This window comes from Zarconia sp., assembly GCF_057467645.1.
Map to the genome: position 1 here is coordinate 19,418 of NZ_JBRJXU010000043.1, position 14,400 is coordinate 33,817.

Consider the following 14,400-nt stretch of genomic DNA (forward strand, 5'->3'; position numbering starts at 1 on the left):
CTCCCGTGCTTCCAGCCGGGAGAGGTTCAGTATCCGATTCCCAACAACTCTATTTCTTCGTTAAGTCAATAAATTGAGCTGGAGACACCCGCCATAACTGTTCCAAACGATTGGCGGGAATCGTCAGATAAAGAATATCCCCGGCACACAGATGAGTTTCAAGCAAATCCCAAGCGTGGAACATCTGGCAGGGAGTTTTCAGATACAGGGGAACGAAATCGCTTTGCATCGCCGCATCTTTGACTCGTTGACCGCAAAAGGGATGTTCGGTCGTAATTTTCATTGACAGGGCAATCCATAGGCTGCCAGCAGTGATGCCGTTTCCCAACACTCTTCCCCCCAATGCCGCAGCGGCAAAAGCCGGGGCCGCCAATTCAATGGGAGACAGAACCGAGTCGAACTCGAACACCTGCTGAACCCGCAAGGCCAACTGGGGATCGCGATCGCGGACGATCGTCCGTAAGTTCGGCACTAACCCCTTCGCCGTCAAGGCGATTTCCAAGTTCGTCATGTCATCGTTGGTGACGGCCACCAAAGCTTCGCAGGTCTCGATATTGGCCGCACTCAGAATTTCGGGAACGCTGGCGTTACCCTGAATGACGGGAATATTGAGAGATTGAGCCGTCCCCACGTACTGACCGTTGGGATTGCACTCGATGGCAACCACCTCAAATCCATTCATTTGCAGTTGCTTCGCCGTCTGAATGCCAATCCCCCCCAACCCGCAGATGATGTAGTGATTTTTTGGGGGAATGGGGGCAGCTTTCCACAGCTTCCGGAAGCGCGTTCCCAGCACCAAATCGTTGAGGAGGGCGTAGCAAATACCGATGACACCCGCCCCCACCAGCATCATCGCCGCCGTAAACAGTTTGATGTATGCCGGGGCTTCCTCAGCAACTTCTTCGAGTCCCCCCGCCCCGGTAATCATGCCCACGGAAAAATAGAGGGCATCGGTGAGGGAGGTTTCGAGATCGATCGCCGTATAGGTGAGGGTAGCAACGAGAATCGTCAGGAACAGCGTCAAAACCACCAAGACGGCTGATTGGGTTTGCTGGCGCAATTGTCGCAAGCGTACCAGCAGTTGCATGAATTTGTGCCGCAGGGATTTGTTGACCCGAACGTTGGGTTGAGTGGCGATGATGAGACGATCGCCGACTTGTAACCGCTTGCCCTCAACCACCGCAGAAACCAGATCGGTGCGACCCCAGGTGGGGAGGTAGTAAATCAACATTCGAGACAAATCGTCCCAGAGGTCTGTTAGAGAAACCCCGTTCCAGGGATGGTTTTCGTCGATATATTCTTCGTACATCGGCCAAACGCGATTGTACAGCGTCAGTTGACCGATGGCTTGCGATCCCAGGGCGGCAAAGGCAAACACGGGGGCGGATAACGCAGAAACGCTCAGACTGACGTGGGCGTTCAAGGTGCAATCCACCCGATCGCCCAAACTGGCGTTAAAAAGGCGGTTAACGACGTAGATTTTCGGATTGAGGAGGCGCGCTTGTACTAAAATCGCCAGATTCAGGGAATCGTCGGAACTGGCCAGCACTAGGGTATGAGAGTCGAGAACCCCAGCCGCGATTAAGGTTGCGGTCGATCGAGCATCCCCCACAACGATATTTTCCGTTTCCTGGGGCAGCGGTCGATTGCTGATACCGACGACAAAGGTTCCCTGCTGCCGCAACAGCGAAAAAATTTTATACCCAGTGCGACCTAAGCCGCAGACAATAATTCGGGGTTTCATACTTCTATAGCGCTTCGCGGGCGCAGGTGTTGAGGAGTTGGAGATTTTAGATGTTCGATTTCAGATTGGTGCGCGATCGCCCCTTGCTCTTTTTTCCTGTCTGCTTTCCCCCTTTTGTAGGAGAGGTCGATGGGTGAAAGGTGAAGCGAGCTGGCTCTTTGTGTTGCTGAAACTGGCGACAGCCTAATTTATCCCGGTGGAATTAGGGTTGTTTGTTGGCAATCTCCCAATCTGAAATTGCGATGGATGCATCCCGAATCATGATGCGAGTGAAGAGATACTCTCGCGCTCAATCGTTTGTCAATCCGATCGCCACGTCTGTTTTTATCGTGACGCGATCGTGACCCACCAAACTGTAGCAGATCGCACGTTCGTTCGTCGAAGCCCAGGAAGTTTTTCTTTTCGCAGGCGATCGGCGATTTTAAAAATCAAAGATTCGCCATCTTTGGGTTCCTCTTGGGGATTTTCAGGCAATCCGGAAAATTGATTCTCCCTTTCCCCCTTAACCCTTCTCCCTTCACCCTTTTTCGCGCCTATGTCCGATCGCATGAAGCACTCAGCATTAATCGAGTAAAGCGTCCAATTGAGTTTCGTCAAGGAATCGTACTAAACCCATAGGAATCGGATCTTGTGAGATCTCGCGGATATAGGCGGCACTCAGATAGGGTTTAAATTCCGATCGACCGGTAATGTGAGTTTCAAAAAACGCCAGACTGTACGCCTTCGTATAGCGCTGGGCTAATGCTGGATTGGGTCCGATCACTTCGGGGGGATACTCAATTCGAATGCCTTCTTCGTTGGGCGACTCTGCCAGGGTGGAGAAATGAGTGCCCGTTTGCATCATAATCAGATACTTCTCGGGGGAGGTTAACCAGGTAAACGGTCGAATCTGTTCGTCCAGGGCTGGGGCGACGGTATCCACACCACCGGCAACGACGGCGATCGGGATTTGGATTTGGCTGAGGCTGTCTCGTCCAAACACGGCGCTATCGATGGGGTTAATGGCGATCGCGGCAACGATGCGATCGTCTCGCAGGGGATACTCCTCCCTGGGCAAATCCCGCGCCCGACATTGCAAAAAGATGGATACGTTCCAAGATTCTTCCTCCCGCGCGCAGTCGGTATCGAGTTGGGCGAAATTAATCGGTGCCCCCGCCAGTGCCAACGAAGTATAGCCGCCAAAAGACTGACCGAGTATCCCCACCCGTTTTAAATCCAGCTTGCCCGCAAAATTCGGATTCTCCTGGGACAGGCGTTCGAGTTCGTCGAGAACGAAGGTGATATCCAAAGGTCGATCGACAAATTCGATGGGTTTGGTCACCTCTCGCGCTACCCCCGTCAGCAACGCCTCTAACTGGCGGGCATCGCTACCGGGATGCTGGGGAACCACCACCGCAAAGCCGTGAGAGGCTAGATGTTCTGCTAAGTAGGCAAACGTTCCTCGATCGGACCCCAACCCGTGGGAAATAACGATCGTCGGACTCGTTTGGGCGTCGGCGACTTTCGGCAAGTATAAATCTACATCCACGTACCGACCTTTGGGATCGAGAAGGGTTTTGCGCACCCGATCTTTCAGGCGGAACGATCGCTTCTCCCAACTCAAGTTACCCGACTGTTCCAGTTCCAGGGGGGTTTCCGGCAACAGATCGAGTTCGGCTTGGGCTTGCTCTTCGGCAAGTTTCATCACGCCGGAAATCGCTTTGGCACTGCGATCGACCAGTCCTTGCAACTCATCGGCCATTTCCACGGCCCGCAATAAATCCAACCGCATTTCAGGGGTGGGAAATTTCCGCAACAAGTTCAGTAGCGTCAAGCCTTCTTCATCGGCGGCTGCTAAAATCAGTGCCGCCCGCAATCCGTAAAATCCCGAGCCCCCCGATCCCGACTGAATCACCTCACCCAATCGTTTGAGCAAAACTTCCCCTTGACTGGTGTAGAGAAACTGGGAAATGACCACCGGATCGATTTCGGCGCGGGCAAGGAGAATTTCGGGTAACTGTTCTAGGGTTTCTGGAGGAATGAATTGAGCGTAAACAGCTAAATCTTCGTCGAGGGTTCCTTCTTTGGCGTAGGCTTCGAGGGCGGAAACGGAAATCGAGCGTTCGATGACGGCGTAGGAGGCGAAGATGCGATCGGCGGCTTCGGCTGGGGCGGCAAGGGTTCCCAACGCCAAGGCGATCGAGCCAAGCATTGTAGGGAGGAAGTGTCGATAGCTGGGATTTTGTGGGGTCTGAGGCGATCGAACTTGCCCAAAAAAGTCCCAAAAAACCGATCGCGATTTCTGCCGCGATTTGTGCAACGTTCCTCCTCGATCGGCTTTGTCGTTCCAGGCCATCTTTCCTTTAACCCAACCTTTTACCCAAAATCTATCTACTGGTGTGTCACGCCAGAAGAAAAACATGATTGCGAATACCCCTAAAAACCACTTATTCTAAGTTACTCTGTCCTTGGCAAAAACTCAGGAAAAAATGAGCGGAGATCGCCCATCTCACATCGGATTTGTCAACTTAAACAAACCCGTCAATTTCACCTCCCACGACTGTGTGGCGAAGTTGCGCCGCCTGCTGCGCCTCAAACGCATCGGACATGGCGGTACTCTCGATCCGCTAGCGACGGGCGTTTTGCCGATCGCCCTGGGGCCGGCAACGCGACTGCTTCAGTATTTGAGGCACGACAAAGCCTATTTTGCCACGGTACGCTTGGGGGTTTGCACCACTACCGACGATCTCGATGGGGAAATTCTGGGTGCCGAACCGGTGACAGAATTGGATTTAGCAACGGTTAAAACCGCCCTGGCAAAATTTGCAGGCACGATCGAGCAGATTCCCCCAAAATATAGTGCGATTCAGGTGGGGGGAAAACGGCTGTACGATTTGGCGCGATCGGGTCAAGAGGTTGACGTACCTTCCCGGTTAGTGGAAATTTATCGGATTGAGGTTCTCGATTGGCGATCGGGAGAGTTTCCCGAGGTAGACTTACAGATTGCTTGCGGTGGCGGAACCTACATTCGGGCGATCGCGCGGGATTTGGGGGAGATCCTGCAAACGGGGGGCACTCTGGCGAAGTTGGTGCGAACGCAAAGTAGCGGCTTCGATCTGGGGGAAAGTATGACCCTGGAAGAATTGGGCGATCGGATCGAAGATGACAGTTTTCAACCCATTCCCCCCGAAAAAGCGATCGCCCATTTACCCTCGCTGGTGCTTGAAGAGACGGTGGCGCGCCGTTGGTGTCAGGGACAGAAAATTCAAGGATTGGAAGTTCCTCTACCCCCGGAACCCGATGATTTGGTGCGTTGTGTCTATCGAGAAGACGATCGATTTTTGGGGATGGGGGAGTTTCGGCAAGTTGAAGAGGAATGGGTACTGGCACCGAAAACTGTGATGTTTCAGCCGTAAGGGCGATCGTAAAGGTGAGTAAGGGGACAGGAGAGCAAGGGCAGAAAAATGCTGGTGGGTTAACCCCATCTCCAAGTCAATAGCTGTAACTGTTATACGGGGAGCAAGAGAGGTTGTCAAAATCTCTCATCAAATAAATAACGACGGCGAGACTGAGGATTCCGCAACCAACAAGCCTCCAGCAAAGCCAAATGATTCTCCTCAAGATAGTTGCGATCGACCGAGTAATGGTATTTCGTGACAAAATCCTGATAATCGTAATGCCAACACTGCTCTAAAAAAGCATTTTCGACACAACGCTTGAGATATTGAATCTTATATGCTTGCCAGTATCGAACGGGATTGAGAATAACTGGATGCTTGACCTCAAATAAGGGTTGTTTGAGATATTGCCAGAGCGGAAATTGCATTGTTGAAGACTTCTCCTAGATGAGTCACGATCGTTATTCCCGGTCGTCAGAGAAAAATTCCCCGACGACAACGTCACTCTTTATATCCTGCACGCAGACAGGATGCCAGTCCGGAATATTAAAGTGTTTGAGAAGCTTTGGATAATTTCGATCGAGCTACGACTGCCCGGTGATAATCTCCCAAATCACGTAGAACCCCGAGAATACTTGCCAGCTAAAGACACCGGCGATCGCAATTCCCAATCCGAAGTGAACGTTGCGCGCCCAACTTTTGCCTTGTTGCATCCAGGGGGCAAGGGCGGCGGTAGAAGCCATCAAGGCGATCGCGATCGCGGCCGGTATCAAGTGAAAACTGACGAACAGTTGACCGGTATTGAGATAGTCAACCCCCATCCCCATCAAAGTCGAGAGGGTCATCAAAGCCAGCAGTGCCGAAGCCAGTCGATAGTGAGTGCGATCGAATCGCTCTCGACTTAGTGTTTTTCTGGCTTCCCCAGTTGCCATGCGGGTGCGACGAACTTGCACGCCCGAGTAAAACGCATAGAGTACGAGGACGAATAATACCCACATCAAAATTGGGTGAATGGGATACAGCCAGTATTTCATGATTGAATTAGCTCTTGTTGGGCTAAATTATTGACAACTGCCGTGCGGTGTAAGTCAAATAAGTTCTGACGCACTCCAATGTATCGAGCTTTCTCCCCTTGCCAAGGACCAATCTGAGAGGCGATGTTCGATCGTCACTCTTTCTCGCAGTTTAGCTCGACCGGCGGTCGTTAATTTGCGTTGACAGAGTTTAGCGATGAACTTCTCTTCCTGATGAACCGAGGCTCTAAGTTGTGTAGAATAGTCACTCTAAATATAGTATTAATTTGTAACGATTCAGGTCCTGGGGTTGACAAATATTGTATTTTATAAAATTATCGCTCCACGCAGTGAAGTCTTTAGGCAATTAGATAGCTCTCCTGAATTTTGAATGGGTAAAGCTGTTATCGCGTCGATCGTATCCGAAAAGTACAGTTTTTTCTTTTCCTCATTCCCTTGATTTAATTATATTATTTATTTTTTGCGTTTAAATTAGACTAGAAATTGAGATATGTCTGAAGAAAAAGTTGGCATCAATAAAGCTGCTGAAAGTTATAGCAATATGCTCGCATGTTACGAGTACATTACAACGTTTTATAAAACCTTAGATAAGCATCTAGAATATGGAGAAGTCGGTCGAAAGTTTTTGCCTGTATCGAGAAACAGAATTTTTGTAGATTCAAATGACTATGCCTTATACAGCAAGCACCCATATAGCACGTGGTTGTCACCTTGGTATGGTCGGTTTTACGTCGATACTAATTGTTTGTTAGAAGATATTCCGATTGACGATAATCCTGCAAGCAAAGTCAGTCATCTAGCGTTTGCTTGGATATGGTTAGGGTGCGAAGATCCGCTAGTCTCTGATGCAAAACAACCTGAATGCTGGATTGGAGTTGCAGAAACTAAGTCTTCCGATCCCGAAACTCGTATTTATGATATTGCGGATATGATATACAAGTTCTTGAGAATTGAAGCAACGATCGAAGAAACTCCTGACGGATGGATTAAGGGACGCTTGCATCCTAATAATGTCGGGTCTCAAGTCAATGGATTGTGGGAACTCAAACGTTTCTCTTTGAGGAATGCTTCTACTCCATATGGAATTCACCATTATATTGTTTCTCCACTGACTCAAAAATATGACGAAATTCAACATCGATGATAGATGGTCATCATAAGATTATTTTTTAGAACTAATTAAATTATCTTGGCTAATGAGAAGAGTCGTGGCTGTTGAATTCTCAAGTATCTGGGAATAGATTTATTTTTTTGGTTTAATTTTACGGGAATTGGAGATATGTTTGTCGAGAAAAGCTGGATAGATAAAGCACCTGAAAGTTACAGGAATCTGTTGACTTGGTATGAATCGCTCGAAACGCTGTTTGAAAGGTTAGATAAGCACCTGGAATACGGAGAAAAAGGCAAGCAGTTTGTGCCAATATCGAAAAATCGGGTTTTTGTGCATTCAACTGATTTTTCTCTATACGATCGACATACTTATAATAACTGGCTATCACCCTGGTACGGTCGTTTTTATATCGACAAAGATTGCCTTGTAGAAGACCTATATATTGACGATTATCCTGCTGGGAAAGTGAATCGTCTGGTCTTTGTTTGGGTCTGGGTGGGATGTTACGATCCTTGTGTCGCTGATGCAGAAAGTCCTGAATGCTGGTTTGGGATCGCCGATCCCCAGCCGTCTGACCCGACACTTCGCATTCACGATGTTGCAAATATGATGTGGAACTTTTTCCGCATTGAGACAACGACGGAAGGGGAGACTCAAGGATGGCTTACAGGTCGTTTCGATCCCAATGATTGTGGTTCCCAGCTCAATGGTTCTTGGAAAATGAAGCGTTTTCCCGTGAAGGATGTTGCGACTCCCTATGGAGTGGACAGGTATATTGTTTCTCCGCTAACTGAAGAGTTCAAATGATGACACGGCAATGGTAAAACGGAAAACTAATTTCTCCAATTTTTCTTAGGTCTTAGCGGTTGTAAATCTTCCATGCAAAAACGAGTACTGGGTCAATCCGACGTACAGATCGCTCCTCTGCTCCTGGGCACCTGGCAAGCAGGACGGGATATGTGGGTCGATATTGATGATGCCGAAACCACTAAAGCGATTCGAGCAGCGGTGGAGGTGGGTATGACAACGATTGACACGGCCGAGGAATACGGCGAGGGTTACTCCGAACGCATCATTGCCCAAGCATTACAAGGTTGGCCTAGAGATCGGGTTGAGCTGGCCTCTAAGGTCTTTTGCAACCATCTGGGCTACCAGCAGGTACTCGATGCTTGCGATCGCTCCCTGAAAAACCTTCAAACCGATTATCTGGATTTATACCAAATCCACTGGCCGGCTGGGTCTTTTGGTAGCGAAATAGTGCCTGTTGCCGAGACGATGGAGGCTCTGAACGCACTGAAGGAGCGAGGTAAAATCCGGGCGATTGGTGTCTCCAACTTTTCCCTGGCCCAGTTGGAGGAGGCCAGTCAATATGGACGTATCGACAGTTTGCAACCGCCCTATTCTCTCTTTTGGCGCAAAATTGAACCGGAAATTACGGGTTATTGCGTCCAGCACCAAATTACAATCTTGGCTTACTCTTCTCTGGCTCAAGGCTTGCTAACTGGCAAGTTTGGCCCCGGTCATCAGCTTGCTCGAGAGGACAATCGTATCGATAACAAACTGTTTCAGGGAGAGAATTACGATCGGGCGCTGCAGGCGGTTGAGCAGTTGCGGTCGATTGCCGATCGTTACCAGTGTACCCTTGCCCAGATATCCCTGGCTTGGTTAATTGCCCAACCTCAGACTTGCGCGATCGCGGGGTCGCGCAATGCCCAACAAGTCATGGATAATGCCGGAGCGATGGCAGTTCGCTTGAGTGAAGAAGATATCAAAGTTATTGATTCGATCGGGCGGGGAGTGACTGACTACTTGGACGATAATCCGGTGATGTGGAACTGGTAGTTAATGAACTACTCACACCAAATCAAAGATTTGCGTGGGAGTTTCCGGCGCTTCGACGAAGAAAGTTGCTTGAACCCACCCTTACGGGTTCGGCAGTTGCTCCTCGACGGAAACCGTCAAGACCGCACTGCCTCACCGCAGTGAGTCGAAGTAGAGCTATTTTCTCCACGCTTAAGGACGCTAGTTCCTAACGCCCTGCCCGCGCATCACCTGTGCTGCTGCCACATCTCTGTCTTGGGTGTACCCGCACCGGTCGCAGTGATGGGTGCGTTCCGATAGAGACTTTTTGCGTTGATGAGTGCAATTGGGGCAAGTTTGAGACGGTTTGACCTTATGGGTCGGAACCTCCACGAAGACCCCGTCGGTTTCGCCCAACTTGTATTTGATGAGGTCGGTGAGATTGCTAATCCCCACATCCAACATCGACCGATTAAGACCGCGCTGCGAGTGAGATTTCCCAGCGCTCGTCATTCCCTTAATGCTGAGCTTCTCTGTCGCCACCAGGCTATGACTGCTGACAATCTGTGCGGCGACTTGATGACTCCAGTTGTGACGTTGCTGAGAAACCTTGCGGTGAGCGCTCCTGATTCGTGCTTGAATCCGTTTCCAGGCGCGAGAAAATTTAGTTTTCCTCCTGAGTTGTTTTTGTAGTTTGGGAATCCCTGAGTGCCGATGAAATCGGGGCGCATTGATTTGGGTTCCATTACTGAGCGAAAGAGCAGACACTACCCCAAAGTCAATCCCGACTGCCCCGGTTCCGGTCTGACGCTGTGGAGCACACTCCACGGTGATGGAGGCGTACCACTTCCCGGCTCTGAGGAACAGGGTGCAGGTTTTGGGGATTCCCCAAGTCCGAGCTTGTCCCCGCATTCGGATGTCACCGAGATGGGTAATCCTCAAGGCTCCGTGTTTGCCGTTGGTCAGAGCTTTCCAGCCAGACTTGCACGGATACGTCCATCCTGAGTAGCGCCGAATCGATTTGAACTTGGGGTAGCCACCCAGACCTTTGAAGAATCTTTGGTAAGCAAAGTCAACCCGCTTGACCGTGGCTTGCAGGGCGTGAGAACCCAACTCCTTGTATTCGGGCCAGCATTGCTTGAACTCCGGTAACAGGTTCTGCTGGTCGTAGTAGCTTGGAGATTCCCCGAAACGCTGGTAACTGGTGCGACGATGCTCTATACAGGCGTTGTACAGATAGGCGTGGAGTCGCCGAAACTGGTACAACCTATGAAGTTGAGTGGTGTTGGGATATAGCTGGTAGGTGATGCGTCGAGTTACCATACTGGCATTATAGCTTGTTAGTATGAAAGAATGAAACACTCACTCAACAAAGGGCGAAGCTGTGTTTATAAAATTAGCCTGCACTTAGTTTTCGTCACCAAGTACCGCGCATCGGCCATTACTCCCGAGATGCTTGAAGTGATGGAAGAGTGTATGAGTTCTATCTGTAAAGGCATGGAGTGTCAGCTTGAGGAGTTTAACGGTGAAACCGACCACGTGCATTTACTCGTCGATGTGTCTCCCAAGGTGGCGACCTCTGTACTGGTGAATTCCCTCAAATCTGTATCCAGCCGTAAAATGAGGCAGCAATTCGGCAAACACTTGTCTCAGTTCTATTGGGGAAAGCCTCAATTTTGGAGCAAAGCTTACTGTGCTGTTTCGACGGGTGGCGCATCCCTTGAGGTAGTGAAACACTACATCCAAAACCAAGATACGCCACAGCCGCTAACCCCCACTAAATCATAGATTTAGAAGGGGAATGCGCGGCTATTTATTGTTCATTACGCCATGTGCAACTTGTCGATCCAAAACCTAACAACACGAGGGGAATGGGGAATGGGGGATTTTTCGACTCGCTCACCATCCTTTCGAGCGCAAAAAGATTGCACGCCGCGTTAATTCGTATCAACGGGGGAAACAGGAGAAGATTTAGCTTCCGAAGCTTTCCCATCCTCCCCAGCCTCCGAGAGCAAGGGAAGCTCCCGAAGCGATTAGCCTTCCAATAGAATTGGTTCCGATGGATGCTCTTCCACCGTGACGGGACGATCGCCTTTCGATTTAGATTTACCGCGAGTTAGGAGTAAATACGCCGCTGGGGTAAAGTACAGCGCCAAAATCGGAGAACCCCCAACACCCCCAGCAATCCCAATCGCCAAAGGCATCCAGAACGGATCGCCACTGGCAACCAAGGGGATAAATCCGACAATAGTAGTAATCGTTGTTGTCAGGACGTGGCGAGTGGCTTTGAGGGTTACTTGAACCACCGCGCGGCGATCGCCCCGAGCAGCTTCAGAATCTTCATTAAATGCCGAGAGGACGATAATCGCCCCGTTAATGGCAATCCCCACCAGACCCATACTCCCGACGATCGCCATAAAGCCCATCACCGAACCAAACGCCCAGAGGGCAAACTGTGCCATCCCGATCGAGGCAACGGCCACCACCCCCACGATTCCCGCTTGCCGAAACGAACCCAGGGACAGCACTAACGCGGTAACCATCACCAACACCAGCAGCGGTACGAACAGGAGGAGGTTGCCCACGGCGCTATTGCGTTCGGCATCTTCTCCCCCAAACTCGTACCAATACCCCGGTGGTAGTTGGAAATCGCGATCGGCGAGTTGAGCCTTCAACTCGGCGAGAACCTTTGACGGTAACACCCCCGCCGTAATAAACGCCTGCACCGTATTCACCCGCTGTTCGTTGCGGCGCGCCACCACGGCTAACTCCGATTCCAGGCTGAATTCCCCCAAAGCGGAAGTCGGGCGGAAATTGCGATCGGTGGCGCGATCGGGTCGCAAATCCAGGGAGGCAATTCGATCGAGATCGGCGCGATCGGTATTCGTCAGTCGCACGCGCACCGGCAGATTTTCGGTGGATTCGAGGATCGATCCGCCCACGCTTCCTTCGAGATAAGCATCCAACTGGCGAGCGATCGCCGTATTATCCAATCCCGCCTGCTGGGCTTGTTCGTCATCGACGTAGAGTCCGATTTTCGGCTGAACTTCCGTCAGATCGTCTCGCGCGTGGGTGACATCGGCAATCTCAGTGAAAATGCCTCGCACTTCCATCCCAATTCGTCGCAACTCCTCCAGATTGGGACCGTAAATTCGCATTTCCACCGGTGCATCGTAGGGCGGTCCTTGTTGAAGCTGGTTGACGAGGACTCGAGCATCGGGAAACGCGCGATCGAGTTCGTCTTGCAGCTGGTGAATCAGCGATTGCGCCCCCTTCCCGGAATGAAGCTGTACCATCGCCTGGGCGTACTGAGCTTGATTTTCCCGCGAGGCGATGAAGTTGTAGTAAAACTTGGGCGCGCTCTCGCCGATAAACCAGTGAACCTCTTTCACGTTGGGATGTTCGAGAATCAACTCGCGAGCTTCCAGTATCTTTTCCTGAGTCCGGGAGATCGCCGTAGCGCTGGCAAATTCCACCTCGATTTGAAACTGATCTCGCTCGACGAGGGGAAAAAATTGCTCGTCTAACGTACTGGCCATGATAAAGCCCATTAAGGGAATCACCATCGTCAGGGCAATCCCAAATAGCGGTCGTGCCGTCACTCGTTCGAGACTCCAGCGATAGATGCGTCCCAACTGGGGCGAGGAGAAACCGTCGTTCCACCATGCCCCCGGTTTGAGCAAGAATCGTTGAATCGATGGCAGGATGCCGCGAGGTTGGGTTGGATGAGATGGCAATTCACGATCGGGTTTATTTTGACCGTATAGCTGGGCAGCTTTGCTGTAAGTATCCCCGAGCATCCGTCCTGCCAGGGCGGCAATTACCGTCAGGGAAAGAGCAAAGGATGTAATCAGCGACAAAATTACCCCCAGGGCGATCGAACCGACAAACTCCCCCGCACCACCGGGTAGCAGGTAAATGGGTAAAAATGTCAGTACCGTGGTTAGGGTTGAGGCAAAAAGCGGCACTTTCAGATAATCCACCGTTTTCACCACCGCTTGGAGGGGTTTTTCGCCATGACGCATCTCCACCTGAATCTCATCAACCACCACCACGGCATTGTCAATCAACAGTCCCAAGGCAATAATCAGACCGGTGACCGACATTTGGTGAATGGGCATCCCAGTCACCGTCATCCAACCAAACACCGCCAGAATCGTTAGGGGAAGTGCCGCACCGACGACTAAAGCCGATCGCCAACCCATCCCCACCAGCGCAACGGCTACCACCAGTCCCGCACCAAACAAGAGGTTTCCCAGTAAAGCGCTGATGCGCTCTTCCACGTAACCGCTTTGGTCGAAAATGACATCTAAACTAATACCCTGGGGGAGGCGATCGCGAAAACGATCGAGTTCTTCGCGCACCCCAACGGCCCAGATATCGATCCGCCGTCCCGATTCCATCAGTACCCCCAATCCAATTGCCGGCTTGCCGTTGACGATGGCTAAATCCGTCGGTGGTTGGCGAATCCCCCGACTCACCCGCGCAATATCGCTAATCCGAGTAAATTGTCCGGTGTCGCTTTGGATGGGAATGCGGCGAATCTGTTCGAGGGTTTCGAGTTCGCTTTGGACTTCAATCGCCAAACTGCGATCGGTCCCCCGAAACTGACCGGCCGTCACTTTGGCATCGCTCAAATTGATGCGATCGGCCAGTTGTTGCGGCGAAAGTCCCACAGCTACTAAATCCGGGGCATTCACTTCCACTAGGATTTCTTCATCGGGCGCGCCAAACACTTCCACTTCTTTCGTACCATTTATCCCCCGCATCAGTGCCGCCAGCTCTTCGCCGTAGCGTCTGAGAACGGCGTAGTTGGGCGCATCCGGTAGATTCCAGGTTAAAGAGGCAATGACGCTGTAAGCGAGCGTCGAACCTTCATCCAGTTCCGGTTCGCTGGTTCCGGGGGGAAATAAAGCCGCCGCATCGTCAATTTCATCGCGCACTTTCGACCAAATCGGTTCGGCATTCTTCACCGTCTCCAGTAGTTCGATCGAAACGGTGGAAAAGCCCACCCGCGAATTGGACGAGAGGGTATCGATTTCTTCGATTTCCGACAGTTCTGATTCCAAAACCTCTGTCACCAGGGCTTCCACCCGCTCCGCACTCGCACCGGGAAACGCGGTCAAGACCACCGCATTCCGAGCCACGAGTTCGGGATCTTCCTGTCGGGGTAATGCCTGGAACGAGGAAATCCCCCACGCCAGAATCATCACTACCGTTAAAATCAGCAATCGAATATTGGTAAAAAACGGACGAACCATCGTGTTAACTCGTTTTGTTTAAGGTTGGCTGTTTTGGGGATGGGGTGTGGGGTGTAGGGTGTGGGGTGTAGGG

General features: G+C 51.1%; 12 protein-coding genes and 1 pseudogene. 6 read left to right on the plus strand and 7 right to left on the minus strand.

Annotated elements, in window-relative coordinates:
- Window positions 1–49 precede the first annotated feature (49 nt).
- Both AC2215_RS06195 and AC2215_RS06200 read right to left on the minus strand, forming a co-directional pair.
- Window positions 50–1,744 carry a potassium channel family protein gene (locus AC2215_RS06195; protein ID WP_486809094.1) on the minus strand — a complete coding sequence of 565 codons (1,695 nt, stop codon included), beginning with the start codon at window positions 1,742–1,744 and terminating at the stop codon, window positions 50–52.
- A gap of 562 nt (window positions 1,745–2,306) precedes the next feature.
- Window positions 2,307–4,079 carry an alpha/beta hydrolase gene (locus AC2215_RS06200; RefSeq protein ID WP_486809095.1) on the minus strand — a complete coding sequence of 591 codons (1,773 nt, stop codon included), beginning with the start codon at window positions 4,077–4,079 and terminating at the stop codon, window positions 2,307–2,309.
- Between the two features lie 133 nt (window positions 4,080–4,212).
- Here AC2215_RS06200 and truB point away from each other — a divergent pair, with 133 nt between their 5' ends.
- On the plus strand, window positions 4,213–5,139 hold the full coding sequence (truB, locus tag AC2215_RS06205) for a tRNA pseudouridine(55) synthase TruB (protein WP_486809096.1): 927 nt from the start codon (window positions 4,213–4,215) through the stop codon (window positions 5,137–5,139).
- Window positions 5,140–5,255: 116 nt separating this feature from the next.
- On the opposite strand, the gene AC2215_RS06210 is transcribed toward truB, so the two are convergent.
- The 3 genes and pseudogenes from AC2215_RS06210 to AC2215_RS06220 form a co-directional block, all read right to left on the minus strand.
- On the minus strand, window positions 5,256–5,549 hold the full coding sequence (locus tag AC2215_RS06210; protein ID WP_486809097.1) for a hypothetical protein: 294 nt from the start codon (window positions 5,547–5,549) through the stop codon (window positions 5,256–5,258).
- A 156-nt stretch (window positions 5,550–5,705) separates the two neighbouring features.
- Window positions 5,706–6,155 carry a DUF4079 domain-containing protein gene (locus AC2215_RS06215; protein ID WP_486809098.1) on the minus strand — a complete coding sequence of 150 codons (450 nt, stop codon included), beginning with the start codon at window positions 6,153–6,155 and terminating at the stop codon, window positions 5,706–5,708.
- A pseudogene (locus tag AC2215_RS06220) lies at window positions 6,152–6,377 on the minus strand (IS5/IS1182 family transposase); the annotation flags it as partial. The gene AC2215_RS06215 and the pseudogene AC2215_RS06220, both read right to left, overlap by 4 nt.
- Before the next feature lie 268 nt (window positions 6,378–6,645).
- Here AC2215_RS06220 and AC2215_RS06225 point away from each other — a divergent pair.
- The 4 genes from AC2215_RS06225 to AC2215_RS06240 all read left to right on the plus strand — a co-directional run bounded on the left by AC2215_RS06225 (window position 6,646) and on the right by AC2215_RS06240 (window position 9,252).
- Entirely contained in the window at window positions 6,646–7,299 is a 654-nt protein-coding gene (locus AC2215_RS06225; RefSeq protein ID WP_486809099.1) for a hypothetical protein, read from the plus strand.
- A gap of 135 nt (window positions 7,300–7,434) precedes the next feature.
- The gene (locus tag AC2215_RS06230) at window positions 7,435–8,073 is read left to right on the plus strand and encodes a hypothetical protein (RefSeq protein ID WP_486809100.1); all 639 of its coding nucleotides are present in this window, start codon (window positions 7,435–7,437) and stop codon (window positions 8,071–8,073) included.
- 72 nt (window positions 8,074–8,145) lie between these two features.
- Complete coding sequence (locus tag AC2215_RS06235) at window positions 8,146–9,108, plus strand: aldo/keto reductase (RefSeq protein ID WP_486809101.1); 963 nt, start codon at window positions 8,146–8,148, stop codon at window positions 9,106–9,108.
- A gap of 3 nt (window positions 9,109–9,111) precedes the next feature.
- Window positions 9,112–9,252 (plus strand): hypothetical protein, encoded by a 141-nt coding sequence (locus AC2215_RS06240; RefSeq protein ID WP_486809102.1) that lies wholly within the window; start codon window positions 9,112–9,114, stop codon window positions 9,250–9,252.
- A gap of 36 nt (window positions 9,253–9,288) precedes the next feature.
- Here AC2215_RS06240 and AC2215_RS06245 read toward each other — a convergent pair whose 3' ends face one another.
- Window positions 9,289–10,389 (minus strand): RNA-guided endonuclease InsQ/TnpB family protein, encoded by a 1,101-nt coding sequence (locus AC2215_RS06245; RefSeq protein WP_486809103.1) that lies wholly within the window; start codon window positions 10,387–10,389, stop codon window positions 9,289–9,291.
- A 30-nt stretch (window positions 10,390–10,419) separates the two neighbouring features.
- Between AC2215_RS06245 and tnpA the strand changes: the two genes are divergently transcribed.
- Entirely contained in the window at window positions 10,420–10,854 is a 435-nt protein-coding gene (tnpA, locus tag AC2215_RS06250) for an IS200/IS605 family transposase (protein WP_486809104.1), read from the plus strand.
- 245 nt (window positions 10,855–11,099) lie between these two features.
- Here tnpA and AC2215_RS06255 read toward each other — a convergent pair whose 3' ends face one another.
- On the minus strand, window positions 11,100–14,327 hold the full coding sequence (locus AC2215_RS06255) for an efflux RND transporter permease subunit (protein ID WP_486809105.1): 3,228 nt from the start codon (window positions 14,325–14,327) through the stop codon (window positions 11,100–11,102).
- Between the last annotated feature and the right edge of the window lie 73 nt (window positions 14,328–14,400).

Coding starts and splice junctions, on each gene's coding strand:
- AC2215_RS06195 (WP_486809094.1), bottom strand. CDS start 1,744: ATGAAACCCCGAATTATTGTCTGCGGCTTAGGTCGCACTGGGTATAAA.
- AC2215_RS06200 (WP_486809095.1), bottom strand. CDS start 4,079: ATGGCCTGGAACGACAAAGCCGATCGAGGAGGAACGTTGCACAAATCG.
- truB (WP_486809096.1), top strand. CDS start 4,213: ATGAGCGGAGATCGCCCATCTCACATCGGATTTGTCAACTTAAACAAA.
- AC2215_RS06210 (WP_486809097.1), bottom strand. CDS start 5,549: ATGCAATTTCCGCTCTGGCAATATCTCAAACAACCCTTATTTGAGGTC.
- AC2215_RS06215 (WP_486809098.1), bottom strand. CDS start 6,155: ATGAAATACTGGCTGTATCCCATTCACCCAATTTTGATGTGGGTATTA.
- AC2215_RS06225 (WP_486809099.1), top strand. CDS start 6,646: ATGTCTGAAGAAAAAGTTGGCATCAATAAAGCTGCTGAAAGTTATAGC.
- AC2215_RS06230 (WP_486809100.1), top strand. CDS start 7,435: ATGTTTGTCGAGAAAAGCTGGATAGATAAAGCACCTGAAAGTTACAGG.
- AC2215_RS06235 (WP_486809101.1), top strand. CDS start 8,146: ATGCAAAAACGAGTACTGGGTCAATCCGACGTACAGATCGCTCCTCTG.
- AC2215_RS06240 (WP_486809102.1), top strand. CDS start 9,112: ATGAACTACTCACACCAAATCAAAGATTTGCGTGGGAGTTTCCGGCGC.
- AC2215_RS06245 (WP_486809103.1), bottom strand. CDS start 10,389: ATGGTAACTCGACGCATCACCTACCAGCTATATCCCAACACCACTCAA.
- tnpA (WP_486809104.1), top strand. CDS start 10,420: ATGAAACACTCACTCAACAAAGGGCGAAGCTGTGTTTATAAAATTAGC.
- AC2215_RS06255 (WP_486809105.1), bottom strand. CDS start 14,327: ATGGTTCGTCCGTTTTTTACCAATATTCGATTGCTGATTTTAACGGTA.